The organism is Halioglobus sp. D3-4 (assembly GCF_055809315.1).
Genome location: NZ_CM147907.1, coordinates 2,994,043 through 3,016,986 on the forward strand (window position 1 = coordinate 2,994,043; position 22,944 = coordinate 3,016,986).

The 22,944-nt window shown below is 56.0% G+C and carries 17 protein-coding genes; 6 read left to right on the forward strand and 11 right to left on the reverse strand.

All coding sequences use genetic code 11. The annotated features are described in order from the left end of the window. Positions 1–361: 361 nt before the first annotated feature. The 6 genes from pcnB to acs all read left to right on the forward strand — a co-directional run bounded on the left by pcnB (position 362) and on the right by acs (position 6,919). A complete protein-coding gene (gene pcnB / locus AC0L6S_RS12905; protein WP_473424393.1) occupies positions 362–1,660 on the forward strand; it encodes a polynucleotide adenylyltransferase PcnB in 1,299 nt (432 codons plus the stop codon). Next, positions 1,657–2,190 (forward strand): 2-amino-4-hydroxy-6-hydroxymethyldihydropteridine diphosphokinase, encoded by a 534-nt coding sequence (gene folK / locus AC0L6S_RS12910; RefSeq protein WP_473424394.1) that lies wholly within the window; start codon positions 1,657–1,659, stop codon positions 2,188–2,190. The genes pcnB and folK overlap by 4 nt, the downstream gene beginning before the upstream one ends. Before the next feature lie 4 nt (positions 2,191–2,194). After that, entirely contained in the window at positions 2,195–2,875 is a 681-nt protein-coding gene (locus AC0L6S_RS12915; RefSeq protein WP_473424395.1) for a deoxynucleoside kinase, read from the forward strand. A gap of 56 nt (positions 2,876–2,931) precedes the next feature. Continuing rightward, positions 2,932–3,723 (forward strand): 3-methyl-2-oxobutanoate hydroxymethyltransferase, encoded by a 792-nt coding sequence (gene panB / locus AC0L6S_RS12920; protein ID WP_473424396.1) that lies wholly within the window; start codon positions 2,932–2,934, stop codon positions 3,721–3,723. Positions 3,724–3,992: 269 nt separating this feature from the next. Continuing rightward, positions 3,993–4,880: a pantoate--beta-alanine ligase gene (gene panC / locus AC0L6S_RS12925; RefSeq protein ID WP_473424397.1), complete on the forward strand. Its 888-nt coding sequence runs from the start codon at positions 3,993–3,995 to the stop codon at positions 4,878–4,880. A gap of 107 nt (positions 4,881–4,987) precedes the next feature. Beyond that, positions 4,988–6,919, forward strand: a complete 1,932-nt coding sequence (gene acs, locus AC0L6S_RS12930; RefSeq protein ID WP_473424398.1) for an acetate--CoA ligase — start codon at positions 4,988–4,990, stop codon at positions 6,917–6,919. Between the two features lie 18 nt (positions 6,920–6,937). On the opposite strand, the gene AC0L6S_RS12935 is transcribed toward acs, so the two are convergent. The 11 genes from AC0L6S_RS12935 to pnp form a co-directional block, all read right to left on the reverse strand. Then, entirely contained in the window at positions 6,938–9,571 is a 2,634-nt protein-coding gene (locus AC0L6S_RS12935) for a nitrate reductase (RefSeq protein WP_473424399.1), read from the reverse strand. Then, entirely contained in the window at positions 9,568–9,915 is a 348-nt protein-coding gene (nirD, locus tag AC0L6S_RS12940) for a nitrite reductase small subunit NirD (RefSeq protein WP_473424400.1), read from the reverse strand. The genes AC0L6S_RS12935 and nirD overlap by 4 nt, the downstream gene beginning before the upstream one ends. Before the next feature lie 13 nt (positions 9,916–9,928). Continuing rightward, positions 9,929–12,451 carry a nitrite reductase large subunit NirB gene (gene nirB / locus AC0L6S_RS12945; RefSeq protein ID WP_473424401.1) on the reverse strand — a complete coding sequence of 841 codons (2,523 nt, stop codon included), beginning with the start codon at positions 12,449–12,451 and terminating at the stop codon, positions 9,929–9,931. Between the two features lie 17 nt (positions 12,452–12,468). After that, positions 12,469–13,692 carry an NAD(P)/FAD-dependent oxidoreductase gene (locus AC0L6S_RS12950; RefSeq protein ID WP_473424402.1) on the reverse strand — a complete coding sequence of 408 codons (1,224 nt, stop codon included), beginning with the start codon at positions 13,690–13,692 and terminating at the stop codon, positions 12,469–12,471. 3 nt (positions 13,693–13,695) lie between these two features. Beyond that, positions 13,696–14,595: an ABC transporter ATP-binding protein gene (locus AC0L6S_RS12955; RefSeq protein ID WP_473424403.1), complete on the reverse strand. Its 900-nt coding sequence runs from the start codon at positions 14,593–14,595 to the stop codon at positions 13,696–13,698. Between the two features lie 16 nt (positions 14,596–14,611). Beyond that, the gene (locus AC0L6S_RS12960; RefSeq protein ID WP_473424404.1) at positions 14,612–15,604 is read right to left on the reverse strand and encodes an ABC transporter permease; all 993 of its coding nucleotides are present in this window, start codon (positions 15,602–15,604) and stop codon (positions 14,612–14,614) included. 34 nt (positions 15,605–15,638) lie between these two features. Then, on the reverse strand, positions 15,639–17,039 hold the full coding sequence (locus tag AC0L6S_RS12965; protein WP_473424405.1) for a CmpA/NrtA family ABC transporter substrate-binding protein: 1,401 nt from the start codon (positions 17,037–17,039) through the stop codon (positions 15,639–15,641). Positions 17,040–17,316: 277 nt separating this feature from the next. Beyond that, on the reverse strand, positions 17,317–18,504 hold the full coding sequence (locus AC0L6S_RS12970; protein ID WP_473424406.1) for a CmpA/NrtA family ABC transporter substrate-binding protein: 1,188 nt from the start codon (positions 18,502–18,504) through the stop codon (positions 17,317–17,319). After that, complete coding sequence (locus AC0L6S_RS12975) at positions 18,497–19,120, reverse strand: ANTAR domain-containing response regulator (protein ID WP_473424407.1); 624 nt, start codon at positions 19,118–19,120, stop codon at positions 18,497–18,499. Before AC0L6S_RS12975 ends, AC0L6S_RS12970 begins: the two co-directional genes overlap by 8 nt. Before the next feature lie 58 nt (positions 19,121–19,178). Next, positions 19,179–20,420: a porin gene (locus AC0L6S_RS12980; protein ID WP_473424408.1), complete on the reverse strand. Its 1,242-nt coding sequence runs from the start codon at positions 20,418–20,420 to the stop codon at positions 19,179–19,181. A gap of 380 nt (positions 20,421–20,800) precedes the next feature. Next, positions 20,801–22,927: a polyribonucleotide nucleotidyltransferase gene (pnp, locus tag AC0L6S_RS12985; protein WP_473424409.1), complete on the reverse strand. Its 2,127-nt coding sequence runs from the start codon at positions 22,925–22,927 to the stop codon at positions 20,801–20,803. Positions 22,928–22,944: the final 17 nt, after the last annotated feature.

Here is a 22,944-nt window from a genome sequence, read left to right on the forward strand (position 1 = left end):
AATAAAAATAATACAGATCGATATGGACCTGGATGGGGGAAGAACTCTTCCCCTAAATTTCCATTTCTTGCTTATTGCGCTTAATCCGGGGCACTTGCCCGATGGTGATAGCGGATACTCGGGAAGGTTAGCATTAACACTCCCAGGATATTAGGCATTCAAATACAAGTGTGTTTGTACTCACGCTATAAAAATAACAACGCACAGAGATAACAATAACTCCTGATATGAGACCTGGATGGGGAAAGCAATGCTTTCCCCGTCATTCCTTTAAGCCAGCCACCCCGGATCATCCGACACAAAGCGCGCACCTATGGTAGACTTCGCGCCTGTCGGAACTCCGTAACAGGCCTTGATTCGCTTGAATATCATTCCCAGGGATCAGCACTGCATATCCCGTAAAAACATCAGCGACGGCGCACTCAAAGTGATGTCACGATTACGCGGCGGCGGCTATCAGGCTTATCTGGTGGGCGGCGCGGTGCGCGATCTCCTGCTCGGTGGGCACCCCAAGGATTTTGATATCGCAACGGATGCAACACCCGAAGCGGTGACAGACCTGTTCCGCAATTCCCGCATTATCGGGCGCCGCTTTCGCATCGTCCACGTGCGCTTTGGTCGCGAGATCATCGAAGTCACCACATTTCGCGGCCACCACGACAACGGCGGGGGCGACCAGCCGGAAGCCGGCGGCAACCACTCGCGCCAGTCGGCCAGCGGCCTGCTGCTGCGCGACAATGTCTACGGCACGCTGGAGGAAGATGCGGTGCGTCGGGACCTCACCGTCAACGCCCTGTACTATGATTCCGGCAAGTTCGAGGTATTCGATCACGTCCAGGGCCTGCAGGATCTGGAAAACCGCAGTGTTCGTATTATCGGTGACCCCGAGCAACGGTACACCGAAGATCCGGTGAGAATGCTACGCGTTGTGCGCTTTGCCGCGAAGCTCAATTTCAGCATCAATGAGCAGACGGCTGCTGCCATTCCTCGCTGCGCCCATCTACTGGGCGAGATTCCGGCGGCGCGCCTGTTTGATGAGTTTCTCAAACTGTTTCTGGCAGGCTATGCCGCTGCGACGCTGGAGAAAATGCTCGAGTACGATTTACTGCGCTACCTGTTTCCCGACACCAGCAAATACATAGCACAGGATGAACATTCCCTGGTGCTGGTGCGAGCAGCCATGGGAAATACCGACCAGCGCATTGCCCAGGGTAAGCCAGTAACACCTGCCTTCATTCTCGCGGCGCTGCTGTGGCCAGTGGTGAACGCGCATTACCACCGCCTGCAAGAACAGGGGGAACCCGCGATGCCCGCAATGCACAGCGCCGGGCAGATGGCAATACAGGATACTGTCCACCATATGTCCATTCCGCGCCGCTTCAGTCAACCGATGCGCGAAATATGGGAATTCCAGTTGCGCCTGCAGAGACGCACAGGACGTAAGGCCGCCGAACTGATTGAGCATCGCCGCTTTCGCGCCGCCTATGATTTCCTGTTGCTACGCGAGCAAGCTGGCGAGTCCACAGACGAACTCGGCCAGTGGTGGACGGAGCTGCAGGAACTCCCAAGCGAACAGCGACTGGCTAAAGTGGCCGGGGCAAACGATAACCGCAAGCGACCGAGAAGGACCAGAACGCGCCGCCCCAATCCCTCCACATGACACTGGCCTATATCGCACTTGGCAGCAACCTTGACGAACCGGCAGAGCAACTGGGTAGGGCCATCACCGCCCTGGAGAACTTACCGGGCTGCGAATTGGACCAGGTTTCCAGCGTGTACCGCAGCGCTGCAGTGGGGCCGGGAGAGCAGCCCGACTACCTCAACGCAGTGGTTCGAATGCATACGCGGATAACCGCACATGAGCTGTTGGATTCCCTGCAGCATATCGAACAGGAACAGGGCCGCATACGCGACACCCGATGGGGCCCGCGCACGCTCGACCTGGACATCCTCCTGTACGGCGACGAAACGATCTCATCGGGACGACTGTCAGTACCGCACCCGCAAATGTCACAACGCCATTTTGTACTGTACCCGCTGTGTGAAATAGGTGGAGAACAGCTCACATTTCCCGACGGAACAGAACTCGGCACACTGCTGAAGCTGTGCGCCAGCGACGGTCTGGTAAAAACGCCGTACCAATTGAATGCAAACGCCTCCACACAGTGCCACAAGCCAGATGAACAATAGCGTCATGCCAGACAGTACAGCCATCACCATCAATCTAAAAGGGCGGACACCGCCTGCATTTATCGCTGTGGAGGGCTCCATTGGCGTTGGTAAAACCACGCTGACCAAAAAGCTGGCGGCCAGTTTCAACCACGCCACGCTGCTGGAAGCAGCCGAGCAAAACCCCTTTCTGGAGAAGTTTTATCGCAATCGCGAGCAGGCCGCCCTGGCGACACAATTGTATTTTCTTTTTCAGCGCACGCAGCATATCCAGGATATGCGCCAAAAAGATATCTTTGCGCCGGCAGTGGTAGCCGACTTCCTGATTGATAAAGACCCCCTGTTCGCCAGAGTAAATCTCGATCGGGAGGAGTACCAGCTGTACGAGAAGGTCTATCGACAGATGACCATAGATGCGCCCAAACCCGACCTCGTGGTATACCTGCAAGCCTCGACCGACGTGCTGCTTTCAAGGATCGAACAGCGCGGCCTGGCGATAGAGAAGCATATCGACAGGGGCTATCTGGAACACCTGAACGAAGTGTACAGTGAGTTCTTTCTATATTACGATGACGCCCCGTTGCTCATCGTAAATGCCAGCGAAATCGACCTGGCAAACAGTGTGGACGATTACAAGGATCTGGTGGACTACCTGCTCGATATTCGCAGCGGCCGTCACTATTTCAATCCGACATTTTTCAGATAGCGCCCCTGCACTGCAGGCGCTGAAGTAAAGCAGACAGAACAAACAGGACTCTAGCCATGGGCAAGATTACGATCAGTACCCTGGACAAGATGAAAGCCAGCGGCGAAAAATTTGTCTGCATCACTGCCTATGACGCCACCTTCTCGCGAATTATCAGCGATGTGGGCGCAGAAACTATTCTGGTGGGCGACTCTCTGGGAATGGTGTTGCAGGGGCACGACAGTACCATTCCAGTCACCATTAGCGACATGGCCTATCACACGCGCTGCGTCTGCCGTGGCAATCCGGAGTCGCTGGTTATAGCCGACCTCCCGTTCATGAGTTACACCACCGCCGAACAGGCAATGGACAGCGCGACACAGCTGATGCAGGCTGGCGCCCATATGGTAAAAATGGAAGGTGGCACCTGGCTGAGCGACACCATCAGCAAACTGGTGGAACGCGGTATTCCCGTCTGTGCCCACTTGGGTCTCACGCCTCAGTCAGTCAACACCTTCGGCGGATTCAAGGTACAGGGCCGCACACCCAAGGAAGCGAAATCTATTCTGGCCGATGCAGTTGAGATACAGGATGCAGGTGCGCGACTGCTGGTACTGGAATGTATTCCCTCCCATCTGGCCGCTGATATCAGCCGTAAACTGGACATACCGGTGATCGGTATCGGTGCCGGCCCCGACACCGACGGCCAGGTTCTGGTGATGCACGATTTGCTCGGCCTCACCGAACATACCGCGCGTTTTGTACAGAATTTCATGGAGGGCCAGGCGACGATTCCCGATGGTCTCCGGGCGTTCGTCAATGCTGTCAAATCCGGTGAATACCCGAAGGAAGCCCATACGTACAGCTAGCCCTGCACAACCCCACTTCTGTCAGGCTCACCAATGATTGTAAGTGCTTACTTACAAAAATGTGTAACATGAACACATTGACGCCGAACACCTGCTTCTTTTGGTAACAAAAATTGTGAATTTTCCCTAAAAAGCCGTTGCCGGGTAGGTAGTGTTGGGGCATACTTCACAGCCAATCTCGAGTGGCACACACGCGGGAAACAGTTTAAAAACCAGTGTTTTTTAATTGGTTTAGCATCACCATTCCGGGCTAAAGGGATCAGGTAGATATGCGAACTTACAGCGGCAGTGCACAGTTACAATCCGCTTTGCGCGGATTTCGCCACAATGGCCAGACGATTGCGTTTGTACCCACGATGGGCAACCTTCACGAGGGACACCTCGACTTGGTACGCAAAGCGCGACAGTTGTGCGACATCGTCGTCGTCAGCATTTTCGTCAACCCGCTGCAGTTTGGCCCCAACGAAGATCTCGATGCCTACCCGCGCACGCTGGCTGCCGACAAGGAAAAGTTGTTCAGCGAAGGCGTGCAAGTACTGTTCTCGCCCGGCGTCAACGAGATTTATCCGCAGGGGATGGACGCGCAGACAATAGTACACGTGCCGGAACTGGGCGACACACTGTGCGGCAGCAGCCGGCCCGGGCATTTCGACGGCGTCACGACAGTTGTCAGCAAACTGTTCAATATCGTACAGCCCGATCTCGCCGTGTTCGGTGAAAAAGATTTCCAGCAGTTGTCCATCATCCGAAAAATGGTCAAAGACATGTGCCTGCCCATCGGCATCGTTGGCGTCAGCACCAGCCGTGACGAAGATGGCCTGGCTAAAAGTTCGCGCAACGGCTTTCTCTCCTTCGATCAACGCCGCATTGCACCCGTACTGAACCAGACGCTCAACTGCTGTCGCGAGGCCATAGCCTGCGGCTTTGACAACTTCCTGCAACTTGAGTCCCACGCCCGCATGAAGTTATTACAGGCCGGCTTCGAGCCCGACTACTTTTCGATTTGCGATGCGCGTACGCTGCGCAGCGTGACGGAAAACACCGAAGAGATCGCCATTCTGGCTGCGGCACGCCTCGGATCTACTCGCCTCATTGATAACGTCAAGCTATCTCTCAACCCGGTGTCCGACTGGGGCATGCTGGCGGGCGGTCACTAGAGCGCACTATCGCCGCGTTTCAGCGCACAGTTACAGCACCGACTTGCACAACACGGTCGGGCAAGTATCATTCTGTTTTTACATAATATTCCAATGGAAAGGCCACCATGTCTGAGTTTCCTGTTCGACCTGTACCCGACAACTTCAAAGACGCCCACATTAATGCCGATACCTACCAGCAGATGTATCAGCGTTCGCTCGATGAGCCAGAGGCTTTCTGGTCTGAAATGGCGGATGAATTTCTGTCCTGGGAGCAGCGTTGGAACAGTGTCGTACAATACGATTTCATCAAAGGCGAGGCCACTTGGTTCGACGGCGGCAAACTGAATGTCAGCTACAACTGCATAGACCGACACCTGCCGCAGCGAGCCACACAGACCGCATTACTGTGGGAGGGTGACGACCCGGCCGACAGCAAACACATCACCTACAGCGAGTTGAAAGACCAGGTGTGCCGACTAGCCAACACACTGAGGGCGCGAGGTGTGAAAAAAGGTGACCGTGTGTGCATCTATATGCCGATGATCCCGGAAGCCGCCTATGCAATGCTCGCGTGCACCCGCATAGGCGCTGTGCACTCTGTCGTATTCGGCGGTTTTTCTCCTGAAGCCCTCAAGGACCGAATCCTCGACTCAGACTGCCAGACCCTGATCACTGCGGATGAAGGCCTCCGCGGCGGCAAGCACATACCGTTGAAGGCCAATGCAGACAAAGCGCTGGCCTCCTGTCCCAATGTGCATACCTGCCTGGTCGTGCGACGTACCGGCGGTGAGGTGGATTGGCAGGAGGAGCGCGACATCTGGTATCACGACACTGTCGATCACGCCGACAGCGATTGTGCACCGGAGGCCATGAATGCGGAGGACCCGCTATTTATTCTTTACACCTCGGGTTCTACCGGTAAACCAAAAGGCGTACTGCATACCACAGGCGGCTACCTGCTACAGGCCGCAATGACGTTCAAGTATGTATTTGACTATCGAGAGGGCGAAGTTTTCTGGTGCACCGCAGATGTCGGCTGGGTCACCGGCCACACCTATATTGTATACGGCCCGCTTGCCAATGGCGCCATCTCTCTGATGTTTGAAGGTGTGCCCACCTACCCGGATGCCGGCCGCTGCTGGGAGATAGTCGACAAGCACCAGGTGAATTCATTCTATACCGCGCCGACCGCCATCAGGGCCCTGCACGCGGTTGGTGATGAGCCCGTGACACGCCATTCGCGCGCCAGCCTGCGCTTGCTCGGCACGGTGGGAGAGCCCATCAATCCCGAGGCCTGGGAGTGGTATTACAATGTGGTTGGCGATGCGCGCTGCCCCATCGTAGATACGTGGTGGCAGACGGAGACCGGCGCCCATATGATCACGCCACTGCCCGGTGCCACCGCCCTGAAGCCGGGTTCGGCGGCGCAACCCTTCTTTGGGATTGACCTTGCACTGCTGGACGAGAACGGCAAAGAAATCGAAGGGCCTGGCGCCGGCTATCTGGTGATCAAGTCGTCCTGGCCGAGCCAGATTCGCTCGGTGTATGGCGATCACCAGCGCATGATCGACACCTACTTCAAACCCTATCCGGGATATTATTTCGCCGGCGACGGCGCCAGCCGCGATGCCGATGGCTACTATCGCATCACCGGACGTGTCGACGACGTGCTCAATGTGTCCGGCCACCGCATGGGGACTGCCGAGGTTGAAAGCGCGCTGGTGTTACACGAACAGATTGCCGAGGCGGCCGTGGTGGGCTTCCCGCACGATATCAAGGGCCAGGGTATCTACGCTTACGTCACGCCAATGCAGGGCGTAGAGCCCAGCGAGCAACTGCACGATGAGTTGATCGCGCTGTGCACCAAAGAGATTGGCGCGATCGCAAAGCCCGATGTTATTCAGTGGGCACCCGGGCTGCCCAAAACCCGTTCAGGCAAGATCATGCGGCGCATATTGCGCAAAATCGCGGAAAACGAGCTGGAGAGCCTCGGTGACACCAGCACCTTGGCGGACCCTTCTGTGGTGGAAAACCTGATAGACAACCGTCCGACATAAAGTCTTCTGTGTATCGGCCTACACGGCGGCGCGCAGCAACATGCGCTTGAGCTCCGGTATGCACGAGCCACATTGAGTGCCGCAGCGCAGCGTCTTGCCCAGACATTCCACACTTTGCGCACCGGCTACAACGGCCTGCTCGATCTCTCGCTCGCCTACCTCCCAGCAGGTACATATCAAGCGTCCACTGTTGGGCGTGTCCGGATCTAGACCGGCCAGCAGCGGCACGCTGTCCACCAATGGCGGGGCCGCCAGTTGTGCGGACAACCATTCCCGGTCGGGTAAACGCTGGCGTTCGGCATTGCTATAAAGGGCATACTCAAGCCGATCCGCCACTGTCCCTACATCGCGAAAATCGCCCAGCCCGGAATCCTGGTAACTGCTATTGCGTGTCGCGCGCGGCAGTAGTTGTTTCAGCAACTCCTGCTGCACGTCGATAACATCTGCGGAATCGGCTAAGGCAAAAAAAGTCAGGTATCCACCGGAAACGGGGACCCGCGACCAGTAAGCCAAATCGGGCAGCTCAGCGAGGCTGCGCGTCAGCAGTAAACCCCAGCCAGCGACAGCGACAGGCGAAAGAGCAACCCGGGCATATTTTAGCTGTGGCTGGCCTGACACCGGATCCGTCACCGACGGGATCAGGCCATTGACGCAGGCGTTGCGCGAGTGCTGGTCACTCCAGTGTATCGGGCAGAATACCTGCCCCTGTGGCACGGCATCCTCAACACGCACCAGTGCCATAATCGACGTAGATCCCGTTCGCACTTCCACCAGGTCGCTCTCAACCAGACCGTGTGAAAGCGCATCTTCCGGGCTCAGCGATACACTGAAGAACTCGCGGTGACGCATCAGTTTGGGCACCCGGCCGGTGCGTGTCATGGTGTGCCATTGATCGCGCAGACGCCCGGTATTCAGGGTCAGCAAGCCATCCGTGTCTCCTGCCCAGCCCGGAAGCTTTGGCGCCACCGCGACAAAATTTGCCATCCCGCCGGCGGTATAGAAGCGACCGTCTACGACCGGTTTCCCCACTGCTTTCGCTGCCGGGCACGGCCAGTAAGTAGGCTCCAGCTGCTCATATTCCACTTCACTCAGCGAAGACAGTGCGCTGATATCAAAATCGCGCGTGCCTTCATTCTCGAACCCCGACAGATGCGCGTGTTCGGTAAATATCTCCACCGGATGCTGGTAATTGAACGCATGGCCAAAGCCCAGCCGCCTGGCAACCTGAGTGACGATCCACCAATCGGGACGCGCCTCTCCCATTGCCGGCACCAGAGCACGCTGGCGCGACATGCAACGCTCGGAGTTGGTCACCGTGCCACTCCTCTCGCCCCACCCCATCGCCGGCAACAGCACATCCGCGTAAGCGGCTGTATCCGTATCGCCGACACAGTCAGAGACAACCACAAACTCACAGTTACCCAGCGCGCGCCGAACTTGTGCGGTGTCTGGCAGGCTTACCGCCGGGTTCGTGGCCATTATCCACAAAAACCGAATGTCACCCGTTTCAGCAGCCCTGAACATATCCACCGCCTTGAATCCGGGTTCACGGGCAATATCGGGCGCATTCCAGAACGCCTCCACTCGCGCGACATCACTGGTATCGAAACCCATATGGGCCGCCAGTTGGTTGGCCAGTCCACCCACCTCGCGACCGCCCATCGCATTGGGCTGTCCGGTAATAGAAAAAGGCCCCATACCCGGTCGTCCCAGACGGCCGGTAGCCAAATGGCAATTGATGATCATATTGCATTTGTCGGCACCGGTTGCCGATTGATTAATACCCTGGGAGTAGAGCGTGACAACTTTCTCTGTGTTGCCGAAAAGCTGATAAAACAGCTCAAGCTGCGACAGGGGCAGCCCGGTCATATCTGCTACCACCTGTGGCGTCATCTGGGCAGTAGTGGCCAACGCCTCGTCGAAGCCATCGGTATGCTCACCGATATAGCGCGTATTCAGTTTGCCCTCAGCGTGAAGATAGTTGAGCAGGCCAGCGAACAGATAGCCGTCACTGCCCTGCCTGATCTGCAGGTGTAAATCCGCAGCATCAGCACTCGCTGTGCTGCGCGGATCGATGACGACAATCTGTTTGTGCGGAGCAGCTTTGCGCGATTCCAGCATACGCTGGTAGATGACCGGGTGAGTCCAGGCGGCGTTCGAGCCTACCATCACCACCAGATCACTCTCTTCCAGATCAGAGTAGGAGCAGGGTACATAGTCTGCACCAAAGGCCCTCTGGTAAGCCGCAACTGCCGCAGACATACAAAGCCGTGAATTGGTATCCACATTGGCGCTGCCGAGAAAGCCTTTCATCAGCTTGTTAGCGACGTAGTAATCCTCGGTAAGCAACTGTCCGGACAGATAGAACGCGATCGCACCCGGGCCATGCGCCTGCCGGACCGCGTTCAGTTTGTCCGCAACCTGATCCAGCGCACTGTCCCAGCTGGCCCTCTCACCGTGTACAACTGGATGTAACAGCCGACCCTGTGAGGTGAGTGTCTCGGCCAGCGTGGTCCCCTTGACGCACAGGCGGCCGGCATTAGCGGGATGAAGCTCATCACCGGACACAGCAATCAGCTTATCGCCATCAACCTCTGCGGCTACACCGCAGCCAACGCCGCAATAAGGGCATGTTGTCCTGCATGTACTCATGGCCGGCCGAGTGAGACACTGTCTCCTTCCAGTCGCACTGCATATACCGGCACGTGCACACTGTCGTCTTCGAGACAGGTACCACTCTCGAGGCTGAAATGCTGTTTGTATAGCGGTGATGCAACGACCAACTGTCCCGCGAGATCACCCACAATCCCGCGCGACAGCACATTCGCCTTGCCGATGGGATCGCGGTTGCCCAGTGCATAAACCTCGCGCGATTCTGTCGGGAGATAAAACAGCGCCACCTGTTCACTACCGAGCAACACACACACTCCGCCGCCCTCTACCAGGTCGTCTCGCTGGCATACCGTTACCCATGCGCTGCGCTCTAATGCCGTCATCGAGTCTCTCCTCTTATTCTGCCGCTACTACCAGACGCAAACGCTCCTCCGGTCGCGCGGGGCGAATCTGCTCGCGCTCCTTGATGAACACCACATCACTGTCCGACTTGTCGGAATTGACGAACTGGCGAAAGCGTTTGAGTTTTTCCGGATCTGCCAATGTCGCCTGCCACTCACAGGCGTATGTACTGACGATATGGGCCATCTGTTGTTCCAGCTCGGCCGCCAAACCTAGGCTGTCTTCGATGACCACCGACCGCAGGTAATCGATCCCGCCTTCGAGATTATCCAACCACACTGACGTGCGCTGTAACCTGTCCGCGGTGCGGATGTAAAACATCAGGAAACGGTCGATATAGCGGATGAGTGTTTCGTCATCGAGATCGGCGGCAAACAAATCGGCATGCCGTGGCTTCATACCGCCGTTGCCCCCGACATACAGGTTCCAGCCATTTTCCGTCGCGATGACACCAAAGTCCTTGGACTGTGCCTCGGCACACTCGCGTGTACAGCCGGACACACCGGACTTTATCTTGTGTGGTGCGCGCAGGCCCTTGTAGCGATTTTCCAGTCGAATCGCCATGGCGACACTGTCCTGTACGCCGTAGCGACACCAGGTACTGCCTACACATGATTTGACGGTACGCAACGCTTTGCCATAAGCGTGGCCGGTTTCAAATCCGGCATCCAGCAATTCCTGCCAGATAAGCGGCAGCTGTTCCAGTCTGGCCCCGAACAGATCGATGCGCTGTCCACCGGTAATCTTGGTATACAGGTTGTATTTCGCTGCCACTGCACCCAGCACGCTGAGCTTCGCAGGTGTGATTTCACCGCCGGCCACGCGCGGCACCACGGAGTAAGTGCCGTCTTTTTGCATATTCGCGAGGAAGTTATCATTGGTATCCTGCAACCCCACATGGCGACGATCAAGCACATGCTCATTCCACAGTGCCGCCAGTATCGACGCGACTGCCGGCTTGCAGATCTCACAGCCCCTGCCGCTACCGTGTTTTTGCAGCAGCTCATCAAAGCTGCGAATTTCACCCATCATCACCAGGTGATAAAGCTCCTGCCGGGTATGGGGAAAATGCTCGCAGATACTCTTGTCCACCGTCACGCCGCGAGCAAGCAACTCATCATCGAGCAAGTTCTTAAGCATCGCCGCGCACCCTCCACACCCGGTACCCGCCTTCGTTGCATCCTTGACCTCGCCTAGAGAGACACACCCCGAATCCACGCAGCCGACGATATCGCCCTTGGAGACATTGTGGCAGGAGCATATCGTCGCGGTTGCCGGCAGCGCGCCAACACCCAGTGATGGCTTGTCGGCTGTGGATGGGAGGATCAGGGCCTGCGGGTCAGCAGGTAATGTGATGTCGTTGAGATAGTACTGCAGTAGCGTGTCATAGTCGGAACAATCCCCCACCAGTACAGCGCCCAACAGCCGTGTACCATCGGCACTGGTCACCAGTTTCTTGTAGCAGGCCTCCCGCCCGTCGCTGAAGACGAAGGATAAAGCGCCGTCACTGCGCCCGTGCGCGTCGCCGATCGAACCGACATCAACGCCCAGCAGTTTCAGCTTGGTGCTCATATCGGCACCCTGGAATAACGCAGTCTCTCCAGCAAGTTGTGCGGCAACCACTTCCGCCATACGGTAGCCTGGGGCCACCAGCCCGTAGATACGCCCCCCAAACAACGCACATTCACCAATCGCAAATATGTCCGAATCGCTGGTCTTGCACTTGTAATCGATAACAATACCGCCGCGCTCACCGACGGCTAATTCCGCTTGGTGCGCCAGTGCATCCTGTGGTCGAATCCCCGCAGAGAAGACAATCATGTCGGTATCCAGACTGGATTCGTCCGCAAACTCCATCTTCAGTGCACAGGCCTCGCCGGCAACGATGGCTTTGGTATTCTTACCCGTGTGCACTCCCACACCCAGCGCCTCGATCTTGCCCCGCAGCATGGCGGAGCCGCCCTCATCAAGCTGTACCCCCATCAGGCCCGGTGCGAATTCAACCACGTGGGTTTCAAGCCCGAGGTTCTGTAACGCATTGGCACACTCCAGTCCCAACAGCCCGCCGCCTACGACTACACCGATCTGGCTGTCCCTGGCCTTCGCCTTGATAGCTCCGAGGTCATCGATGGTCCGATAGGTCAGGCATCGCTCATTGTCTGAGCCCGGCACAGGGGGTACAAAGGGATAGGAACCCGTGGCCAGCACCAGATGGTCGTACTTGCAGGCACGGCCACTCCCCATCACAACACGTTTCGCAGCGCGCTCTATACGTATTACCGGGTCGCCAAAATGTGCCTCCACACCCCAGTCCTGATACATCTGGCGTGACCCCATCGCGAGGTCCTCAGGCGAGCGGCCCGAGAATACTTCGGACAGATGCACACGGTCGTATGCGGGGCGCGGTTCTTCCCCGATCACGGTAATGTGATCACCGGTCTCAGCCTTGACCAGTGTCTCCAAAAAATGGTGGCCGACCATGCCATTACCCACCACGACAATCCTGCGTTTATCCATGAGTATTCTCCTAATTTTCAAGCGGCGATTGCAGACAATTGCATCGCCTCACTCACCGCTTTGCCAAACATCAGGCCCGGCCTGTACCGGCTGATATCCGTGGCATTGCGAATCAGTTGTGCGTACCAGATACCATTGCGTTTATCGCCGACCAGCACGGCACCCACCAGACGGTCTCCCTGCAACACCAAGCGGCGGTAGATGCCAGCATTTTTATCGTGCAATACAAGCTGCTCTCCGCCCGACTCCACCGTCCCCGCGCTGAATATTTCTATACCGGAAATTTTCAGTTGTACCGGCCAATCCTCCAGCGCAAACGCCGATGCCGCAGCGCCGGTGAGCTGCGCTGCCAGCACTGTGGCCTGCGCCTTGATCGGTGCGACCAGGCCAAAACAATGGCTGCCCAGTTGGGAGCACTCACCCAAGGCGAAACAGTGCGGGACGGACGTTTGTAGATACTCATCGACGAGAATGCCTCGCGCGCAAGCAATACCGGCATCGCGAGCCAGCCCTGTTCGCGGCTCAATACCGGTAGCAAATACCAGCAGATCGCAACTGAGCTCACTCCCATCCTGCAAGTCGATAGACGTTAGCGCGCCGTCGCTGGCATGCAGTGCGGCGACGGAGTTTCCAAGGTAGAAGCGAATGCCTGATTGCACCATCTTGTCGCGCAGGTGTTGTCCGCCCTCCGCGTCCAGCTGTCGGTTCATCAGGTAGGGTTGTCGATGGATCACCGAGGTTGCAAACCCCATCGCATTGAGCCCATGGGCCGCTTCCAGCCCGAGTAAACCGCCCCCGACGACCACCGCGCGGCGCCCGTTAGGGCACTGGTTTCGCAGAAACCTGGCATCCTCGAGCGTACGCAACACCCGCACACCCTCGATGCCGTCTACCTCCAGATCGGGCCTTGCGACAGTCGCACCGGTGGCAAAAACCAGCTTGTCATAAGCCAGCAGTTCACCGGCTTCAGTCAGGACTGTTTGCTCGCGTGTATTCACCTGATGAACGCGCGTATTGGCGAGCAGCTGCAAACCCTGCTGCAGATGTCTGGCCGGGAGCATCTGCAAATCGGAATCTGCCGTCTCACCAGCCAATACCCCAGACAGCATCACGCGGTTGTAGCAAACATCCGGCTCATCACCTATCAGGGTGATCTGCCACTGGTGTTCTTGTGCGAGCAGTTCCTGTAGCAGATAGGCAGCGGCCATACCCGCGCCGACAATGATCAGTTTCTGGCGCATGACTCAGGCAGCCTCGAAATCGTTGCCCGGGCGCTCAGGTGGAGCACCCGCCTGCACTGCCGCGAGCTTTGGTGAGGCTGGCTCCACCACTGCAGCCGATGCCGCCACAGTGGGCTCACGCGCCGACTGTTTGGCGTAAAGAAATTCCAGCACCTGCTGCCGCAGATGCACAAACTCCCGATCTTCGGCCAGTTCCAGGCGATCCCTGGGGCGTTCGAGGTTTACTGGAAGGATTTCGCCAATGGTGGCAGCCGGCCCATTCGTCATCATGACAATGCGATCGGACAACAGTACGGCCTCATCGACATCGTGGGTAATCATGATGACGGTGTTGCCCAACTCTGCCTGGATTTTCATCAGGGAATCCTGCAACTGCGCTCGCGTCAGTGCATCAAGGGCGCCAAAAGGCTCGTCCATCAACAGCACCTTGGGCTGCATGGCAAGACAGCGTGCAATGCCGACGCGTTGCTTCATCCCACCGGAGATCTCACCCGGCAGCTTGTCCAGTGCATGGTCCATGTTGACCAGGCGCAGATTATGTTCCACCCACGCTTTGCGCTCGGCCTTGCTCTTACTCTTTCGGAACACCTGATTCACGGCCAACGCGACATTATCGTAGACGCTCAGCCACGGCATCAAAGAGTGATTCTGAAACACCACGGCGCGGTCCGGGCCGGGCTCGCAAACCTCTTTGCCATCGAGGCATACACCGCCTTCCGTGGCCTGGTAGAGCCCTGCGACAATATTCAACACGGTCGATTTACCACAGCCGGAATGCCCAATCAGGGACACGAACTCTCCCTTATCCAGCTTCAGGTTCACTTTCTGTAATGCACGGAATTTCTTGCCGTTGGTGTCGAACTCAATGCCGACGTCTGTGATGTCGAGGTATCGCTTATTCATAATCAGCGTTCTCCGGTTAGCGCAACAGCGCACTCTTGTCCCAGCTCACTCTTTTCTGCAGAGTGAGCATCAATTTGTCCAACATAAAGCCGATCAAGCCGATCACCAGTACGGCGACCATAATCCTGCCCAGTGAAGACGAACTGCCATTCTGAAACTCATCCCAGACAAATTTTCCGAGGCCCGGGTTCTGCGCCAGCATCTCTGCGGCAATCAACACCATCCAACCTGTGGCCAGGGAAAGTCGCAGCCCGGTAAAGATCATCGGGATAGCTGCGGGGATCACTATCTTTCGCACATGTACCATCGGTGACAACGCCATCACCCTGCTGACATTCACCAGATCGCGGTCAATATTGGTAACGCCAACTATCGTGTTTATCAGCGTGGGCCACAGGCAGCACAGCGCCACCGTAATTGCCGAGTTGAGAAAAGACTTGTCGAACAGTGAATCATCGGAGCTGTAGGTTGCACTCACCACCATCGTCACCAGCGGCAGCCAGGCCAGTGGAGATACAGGCTTCAATACCTGGATGACCGGGTTTAGCGCTTTATAGATACCCGAACTCAGGCCACAGACTATACCCAGCGGAATCGCTATCAGATTAGCGATAAGAAACCCGGCCGCAACGGTGAGCAGGCTAGTGATAATCTGATCCGCGAAAGTAGGTTTGCCGGTATACTGGCGATCTTTGATAACAGCGTTCGGATCTGCAGCGAGTTTCTTGGCATTGCGCTCCCGCAACCGCTCATAAAATGCCGCTGCCTTCTCTCTCTCTCGCACATGTTCTGCACCCAGGTTCTGCACCTGCTCCCACACCTGCACCGGACCAGGAAACTGACCGAGAGAGGTATCAATGCGCGATGCGCAGAGATGCCACACCATAAGGAAGGCGAGAATGCCCAGCATCGGGGACACTAGTGCCTTGAACCAGTTGCCACCTCTCAACGCCTCTACCAGTTGTTCCAATCTCTCATGCGGAGTGATTCGCAATGCTTCGTTTCTCATACTGTTCTGCCCTGCCTCCAAAGTGGTGATCTACCTACAAGACGTCGCTGCCCTTTAGGCCAATGGGAAATTGCTCAAGGTAGTCATTGGGTTTTGTGCCATCGAAAGTAATACCGTCAATAAACTCGCTCTGGGCCGGGCGGAAGCCCGATTCTGTAGCGAAGTCCGGAAAGTCACTGGCCGACATCCGACCTTCCTTGATCAGCGCTTGGGCCGCGCGCTGATAAATGTCTGGAAGATAGACGCTTCTGGCCACGTCGAAATACCAGTCATCTGATTGCGGTTCGGGAATCTGTCCCCAGCGGCGCATCTGTGTCAGATACCACACTGCATCCGAGTAGTACGGGTACGTTGCAAAATAGCGGAAGAATACGTTGAAATCAGGAACGTCGCGCTTGTCCCCTTTCTCGTACTCGAAGGTACCCGTCATCGAATTTGCAATGACCTCGTAATCGGCACCGACATATTCGGAGCGGGAGAGTATTTCAACGGCCTCAGGCCGATTGGCGTTGTTGTTATCATCCAGCCACTTGGCGGCGCGCAGTAATGCCTTGACGACAAGCGCCGTGGTGTTGGGGTATTTCTCGGTAAAAGCTTTGCTCATCCCGAACACTTTCTCCGGATTATTCTTCCAGATTTCGTAATCGGTAATCACAGGCACGCCAATACCTTTGATAACAGCCTGCTGATTCCATGGCTCACCCACGCAATAGCCATCGATGGTGCCTGCCTCCAAAGTGGCGGGCATCTGGGGGGGTGGCGTTACCGACAGCAGGGCCTCAGCGTTAACCAACCCCGACGTATCGCCTTTCAGAGGTGCGTAGTAGCCGGGATGGATGCCGCCGGCAGCCAACCAGTAACGCAGTTCATAATTGTGGGTAGACACCGGAAACACCATGCCCATTTTGAATGGCTTGCCCTCATCGGCGTATTGCTTGATCACCGGCTTGAGGTAGTCGGCTTTGATCGGATGAACAGGTTTGCCGTCTTCCATCGGAAGCAGGGGTTTCATCGCCTCCCAAACTTCGTTGGAGACGGTAATCCCGTTGCCGTTGAGATCCATCGAAAACGGCGTGACGATGTGCGCCTTGGTGCCGTATCCAATCGTTGCAGCCAGCGGCTGCCCGGCAAGCATATGTGCGCCGTCGAGCTGGCCGTCGATGACACCGTCGAGCAACACTTTCCAGTTGGCCTGGGCTTCGAGCGTGACGTAAAGACCTTCATCCTCGAAGTAGCCTTTTTCATACGCGATCGCCAATGGCGCCATATCGGTTAGTTTGATAAAGCCAAATTTCAGTTCGTCTTTTTCCGGTTCGCCAATGTCAACTGCGGCGTCATCTGCAGCAATGGCGGCGGGCGCCAGCAAACTGCACAAGACCCACAGTGCCAGTATTCGTAAGCGACGACATGGGGACGAACATTGCAGGTAAAACATGTGGGACTCCTCGAACAACCGTAAAGTGGACACAAGCCGTCCCCCTGCGAGTGGCTGTGCATTAGCCAGAGCGCAAGGACGTCATTGCCCGAGGAGAAAACTAGTGTGTAATGATCTAACTACGAATTACTAAACAAGACTCATGCCATTCAAATTTTTTACTATCATTTTCAACAACATGAGATAAAAACGGGTTGCGGGGAAGGAGTGCCAGGTCAACGCAGCAGCGGGAAAATTGCACCAACAAAGGACGGGGCGAACCACAGCAGTGCAACCGCTAACCAGACAATGACATATCCGGGCCCAGTTCTATGCCCGGCTCGTACTCCCATACAGTGTCGTGTTGATTACTGGGTTTGTAGTCACCGCTGGGACTAGGCAACTGGAGATGGCGGGCAGCCTCTCGATAAAGGTCCGTACGATAGGTCTGCTGCACCAGGGATTTAACACGCTCCGATGACAGTGTCTTACCGACCAACGCGCCCGTTTGCTGCAACAGCCAGTCACCGTGTGACCGCCACGGAAACCCGGCCTGATATCGTCCAAACACATGAAAGTCAGGCATCTCCACCGATGTCTGGCCTTTGGCATAGACGAAACGGCCCGTCAGCGATGGCGCGAGGAACCCCTGCGGCATATCGAGATACTCTGGCAGCGCGAGTATTGCAGCTGCCTCATTCCGGTTTTTCTGATCAGCCAACCAGGTACACGCCTCCATTAATGCCAGGCGCAGGCGCAGGTGCGCAGTTGGATAGCTCTGGTGCCAGCTCGCTAGTACGCCCAATACTTTTTCAATGCCGTTATTCCAGATCTGGTAACCACTGGCCTGTACCGCGCCCACACCGTACTGCACCGCCATGCTGTTGTATGGCTCCCCGACACAAAAGCCGTCAATACTGCCACGCGTGAGACTGTCAACCATCTGTTCTGGTGGCAAAACTATTATGCGTACGTCGCGTTGGGGATCAATCCCGCCGGCCCGCAGCCACATTTGCAGCAGGAAGGTGTGGCACGAGAACGAATGCGCGGTAGCGAGCGTCAGTTGCTCAGCCCCTCCGCGCGCCCGCAACCACTTACCCAGTGCTACAGCGGTATTGCGCGCAGACTCCTCGGCATTCCCACCAAACTCCCGTATGGCGGCCGACAGCGATGGGCTCAAAGTGATCGCATTACCGTTAAGACTGAGCGCTAAACCGGTAATGACATCAGCGCGCAATCCACCGATGCCCAGCGTCGTCGCCAACGGCAGAGGTGCCAGCATCTGCGCTGCATCAAGTGCTCCCGTCACGAGTTTATCGCGCAGATTGGCCCACGACACCTCGCGCTGTAACGCCACATCCAGGTCATACTTCGCGTAGAGGCCCAGTTCTCGCGCCATGATAACAGGCGCGCTGTCCGTCAAGCGCAAATACCCCAGGTGAAGGCTGTCTTTCTCTGCGGGCGGCAAACGTCGTGCATCACTCATTTTCAGTTCCACTGCGGCTGGATTTTTCCAGTATGGCTATCACGTCTCTGGCGGTCTCTCCGAGCGTCTTGTGCTTATCCATCGCAAGTTTGCGAAGGGTGCTGAAGGCCGCTTCCTCGGTAACATTGTGTAACGCCACCAATAAACCTTTGGCTTTCTCTACCGCTTTACGCTCAGAAAGTTGGCGTCGGGTGAGGTCGAGTTCCTGCTTGATGGAACTGAATGCCGAGAACTGCGCTATCGCGACATCAATGGCTGCCCTGACGCGCTTCGGACTGATGTCCTCGGCTTGATATGCGGTGACTCCGGCACCGATGGCATCGGTAATGAAACCCTGGTCACCGGCCTCAGAGAACATCACCACGGGGCGCGCATTGTGCGACGACGCAATTGCCAGGCTTTCCAGAACGTCTCGATCGGGTGAATCCAGCGCAATAATGACAACATCAGGTTCCTGTTCAGCCATCTGATACAACAGGCCGGAACCTGTGGGGATGACGGAAAGCACCGCGAACCCGGCCTGCGTCAGGTTCATTTCAACCGCAGACGCGCGCTCGCGATCGTCATCGACCAGTATCAAACGCAGGGCTTGGGCATGCTTGTTGACTGTAATCACCAATTTACCAGATCCGTATCGACTAGCACTATCGATCGGAGGCTATCACTAAATCTCACTAGATCTTGAATTGTACCGTCAACCAGACCTTCTGCGTATCTTCATAGGGCGCGGAGTTATCGGCACTGAAATTGGCATACTTCAGCTGTAAATTCCATGCCTTGCTGACTGGCCAGGTTGCTGCCAGATCCAGCTCCGAACCATAATCCTGACCGCCCTGCTCCGCCTGGAAATCGTGCCAGGTGGCGGCCAGCTTGACCGGCCCCAGTGTGCCCGCGACTCCCACGTACAAATCCTCTATACCATCTGCCGGGGTTACGAGAAACTTGTCGGCCCAGCCTTGAAACTTGTGCAAGGTAGCCAGCGGCGTCTTGAAACCGACGTCATTGTCCGAACCCAGTACCTCATAACCCAGCGTAGCCTTTATACCCTGGAATGTGGCAGCACCTTCCACCGAATAATAGTCTGCCTCGTAATCCAGATAGCTGTCACCTGCATCAGTTTGGTAGGCATAGGAAGCGTTCAGCGCAAACGCCCCGAACACACCACTGTAGCGGACGCCATAACTGTCCGTTGAATTATTCACTGAACTATTGGGCGACCATCCAGTGCGATCATCTATATCCAATAGATAAGCAAACCCGACGATGGAATGATTCTCCAAAAACTTGTATTGCAAATGTATAAAGTGATTATCGCCACGCCATTCTGCGGGCTGCGCGTTGCTGTTATGTGGGCCGAAGATGCGATTAACCCTGTAAACATAGGCATATTCCAACGACAGGCCGGAATCTACAAGCCACTGCGAATGCAGCCCGTCAAACGTCTGGTCATTCTGGCGCCAACCGACATCACCCACAAAACGCTGGTCATCCAGTACGATACGCTGTCGACCGAACGTTCCGGACACATTGCTGTGACTGTATTTGAGCCAGGCCTGATTCACCTGGGTTCCTTTTGGATCGGGAACGACAGGGTACTGTGTTTTACCGTTCTCGGTAGAGTTGAAATCATCCGGCCCTATATACGCGACATTGGCAAACTGCGTGAGAAACGAAAAGCCTGCATACCGTGCCGATTCGAAAGTGAGCAGGGAGCGCAGAGTAGAGGCTTTAGCCTCATCGTCAATACCATTTTGATCCACATATTCGTAGCGATAGCGGAAATCGACGCCTACCTTGCCCTTGCTAAACATCTCTGTAAAACCCTCCGCTGGAGCGTTCTCTGCCAACGAGGACACAGGTGCAAGGCAGAGACCGAGGCCAGCGAGAATTGAACAATGCTTGATACTGAGTTGCATGATTTACTCCTGTAGAAACGAAAAAAGCCCGCACAGCTCAATCTTTTGGAGAGAACTGGCGGGCTTCGTTGCCGTGAAATTTGTAGGAACAACCTGACACAGCAAGTATTGGACCAACTATCGCCTAGCGCTGCGCTATAAGGGTTTGCACAAGAATAGTGAGTATCAGCGGAATGACTTTAGGGGAAAAATTGATTGAAAGCAGTGCAGGTGCGCACCGAAATGGTGACACCATCAGGCAGGTTACTCCCCAGAGTAATCGGGTGAAACCTGATGCTTAGGCTGGAGGGCTGGCCAACTAAACGCCGTGACACAGAATAAAAAAAGGGATGTGCCATGAGGCACATCCCTTCTGTGGGCTATTTGCAGAGAACTGAGCGTTACTCTACAGCTTCCGGCGCAACGCTTTCGTCTGCGCTGGTCTCGTCTTCCAGCAGTTCCTTGATGGAAAGCTTGATACGGCCACGCTGATCCACGTCCAGCACTTTCACCCGCACCACTTCGCCTTCCTTGAGGTGATCGGAAACATTCTCCACGCGCTCGTTGGCGATCTGGGAAATGTGCACCAGACCATCCTTGCCGGGAAGAATGTTGACGAATGCACCGAAATCCACGATACGTGCAACCGTGCCTTCGTAGACGGCACCCACTTCAGCTTCAGCAGTGATTTCCTCTACCATCGCAACAGCGGCATCACGCGAAGCCTGATCCTGGCCGAAGATGCGCACTGTGCCGTCATCATCGATATCGACGGTCGCACCGGACTGTTCAGTGATGGATCGAATGGTCGCACCACCCTTGCCGATGATGTCGCGTATTTTGTCGGAGTCGACTTTCAGCGTCATCATGCTGGGTGCATTCTCAGAGGTAACCGTGCGCGCTGTAGACAACACACTGTTCATCTGTCCGAGTATGTGCAGCCGTGCAACCTGCGCCTGCTCCAGCGCAACTTCCATGATCTGCTCATTAATGCCTTCAATCTTGATGTCCATCTGCAGCGCAGTGACACCGTCGGCGGTACCGGCCACCTTGAAGTCCATATCACCGAGATGATCTTCGTCACCGAGGATATCGGTCAGCACGGCAAACTGATTGCCCTCTTTTACCAGTCCCATCGCGATACCGGCAACCGGCGCTTTCAGCGGTACGCCAGCGGCCATCATGGACAGAGATCCGGCACATACAGAGGCCATAGAGCTCGAGCCATTTGATTCCGTGATTTCGGACACGACGCGAATGGTGTAGGGAAATTCTTCCGGTGTAGGCAACACAGCGGCAAGACCGCGGCGCGCCAGACGTCCATGACCAATTTCGCGGCGATTAGTGAAACCAACACGGCCAGCTTCGCCCACTGAATAGGGAGGGAAATTGTAGTGCAGCATGAACGGATCACGACGCTCACCTTCCAGCGCATCGATGATTTGCGCATCGCGGGTAGATCCCAGTGTTACTGCGCCAATGGCCTGTGTTTCACCGCGGGTGAACAATGCACTGCCATGAACCTTCGGCAGTATATCCACTTCACAGGCGATGGGGCGCACGGTGCGATTATCGCGGCCATCGATGCGGGCTTCACCAGACAGGATGCGCTTGCGCACCAGGCTCTTTTCAATTGACTTGAATACTTCTTTTACTTCATCCGCGGTGGGACCGCCTTCAACAGCCAACGCTTCAACGGCAGCATCGCGAATAGCACCAACGCGCTCGTAGCGGGCCGCCTTCTCGGTAATTCTGTAGGCTTCGCCGAGCTCGCCCTTGACCTGGTTTTCTACAGCCGCCAGCAGATCGTCATTGACTGCAGCCGCGCTCCACTCCCAGCGTGGCTTGCCAGCTTCAGCAGCCAGTTCGTTGATAGCCTGAATCACTACCTGCATTTCCTGGTGTGCGTACAGAACAGCACCGAGCATCTGGTCTTCCGTCAACTCCTGGGCCTCTGACTCCACCATCAATACCGCATCTTTGGTACCGGCAACCACCATGTTCAGCTTGCTGTCTTCAAGTTGTTCATAGGTGGGGTTGAGGAAATAGCCCTGCGCTTCGTTAAAGCCAACACGTGCGCCACCGATTGGACCATTGAAAGGGCAGCCGGAAATGGCCAGCGCAGCAGAAGTACCGATCATTGCAACGATATCCGGATCGATATGTTTGTCTGCAGATACGACAGTACAGATAACCTGTACTTCATTCATAAAACCTTTGGGAAACAGCGGGCGAATAGGTCGGTCAATCAGGCGGGATGTCAGTGTTTCTTTTTCGCTGGGACGAGCTTCGCGCTTGAAGAAGCCGCCGGGGATTTTGCCAACAGCATAGGATTTTTCAGAGTAGTGAACTGCCAGCGGGAAGAAATCCCGGCCTGGACGCTCTGCTTTTTCTGCCACAACAGTACACAACACAGAGGTGTTTTCAACGGTCACCAGGACCGCACCACTTGCCTGGCGGGCTATGCGCCCGGTTTCCAGACTGACGGTCTGACCGCCGTACTGGAATGTTTTAGTTACTGGATTCACAATATTTCTCCATTTCT

What these genes read in the sequence shown, in the direction of transcription:
- AC0L6S_RS12915 (WP_473424395.1), top strand. Translation starts at nt 2,195, where the DNA reads ATGCCAGACAGTACAGCCATCACCATCAATCTAAAAGGGCGGACACCG.
- AC0L6S_RS12950 (WP_473424402.1), bottom strand. Translation starts at nt 13,692, where the DNA reads ATGCGCCAGAAACTGATCATTGTCGGCGCGGGTATGGCCGCTGCCTAT.
- panC (WP_473424397.1), top strand. Translation starts at nt 3,993, where the DNA reads ATGCGAACTTACAGCGGCAGTGCACAGTTACAATCCGCTTTGCGCGGA.
- AC0L6S_RS12955 (WP_473424403.1), bottom strand. Translation starts at nt 14,595, where the DNA reads ATGAATAAGCGATACCTCGACATCACAGACGTCGGCATTGAGTTCGAC.
- AC0L6S_RS12980 (WP_473424408.1), bottom strand. Translation starts at nt 20,420, where the DNA reads ATGCAACTCAGTATCAAGCATTGTTCAATTCTCGCTGGCCTCGGTCTC.
- nirB (WP_473424401.1), bottom strand. Translation starts at nt 12,451, where the DNA reads ATGGATAAACGCAGGATTGTCGTGGTGGGTAATGGCATGGTCGGCCAC.
- AC0L6S_RS12960 (WP_473424404.1), bottom strand. Translation starts at nt 15,604, where the DNA reads ATGAGAAACGAAGCATTGCGAATCACTCCGCATGAGAGATTGGAACAA.
- AC0L6S_RS12965 (WP_473424405.1), bottom strand. Translation starts at nt 17,039, where the DNA reads ATGTTTTACCTGCAATGTTCGTCCCCATGTCGTCGCTTACGAATACTG.
- acs (WP_473424398.1), top strand. Translation starts at nt 4,988, where the DNA reads ATGTCTGAGTTTCCTGTTCGACCTGTACCCGACAACTTCAAAGACGCC.
- AC0L6S_RS12970 (WP_473424406.1), bottom strand. Translation starts at nt 18,504, where the DNA reads ATGAGTGATGCACGACGTTTGCCGCCCGCAGAGAAAGACAGCCTTCAC.
- panB (WP_473424396.1), top strand. Translation starts at nt 2,932, where the DNA reads ATGGGCAAGATTACGATCAGTACCCTGGACAAGATGAAAGCCAGCGGC.
- nirD (WP_473424400.1), bottom strand. Translation starts at nt 9,915, where the DNA reads ATGACGGCATTAGAGCGCAGCGCATGGGTAACGGTATGCCAGCGAGAC.
- AC0L6S_RS12935 (WP_473424399.1), bottom strand. Translation starts at nt 9,571, where the DNA reads ATGAGTACATGCAGGACAACATGCCCTTATTGCGGCGTTGGCTGCGGT.
- folK (WP_473424394.1), top strand. Translation starts at nt 1,657, where the DNA reads ATGACACTGGCCTATATCGCACTTGGCAGCAACCTTGACGAACCGGCA.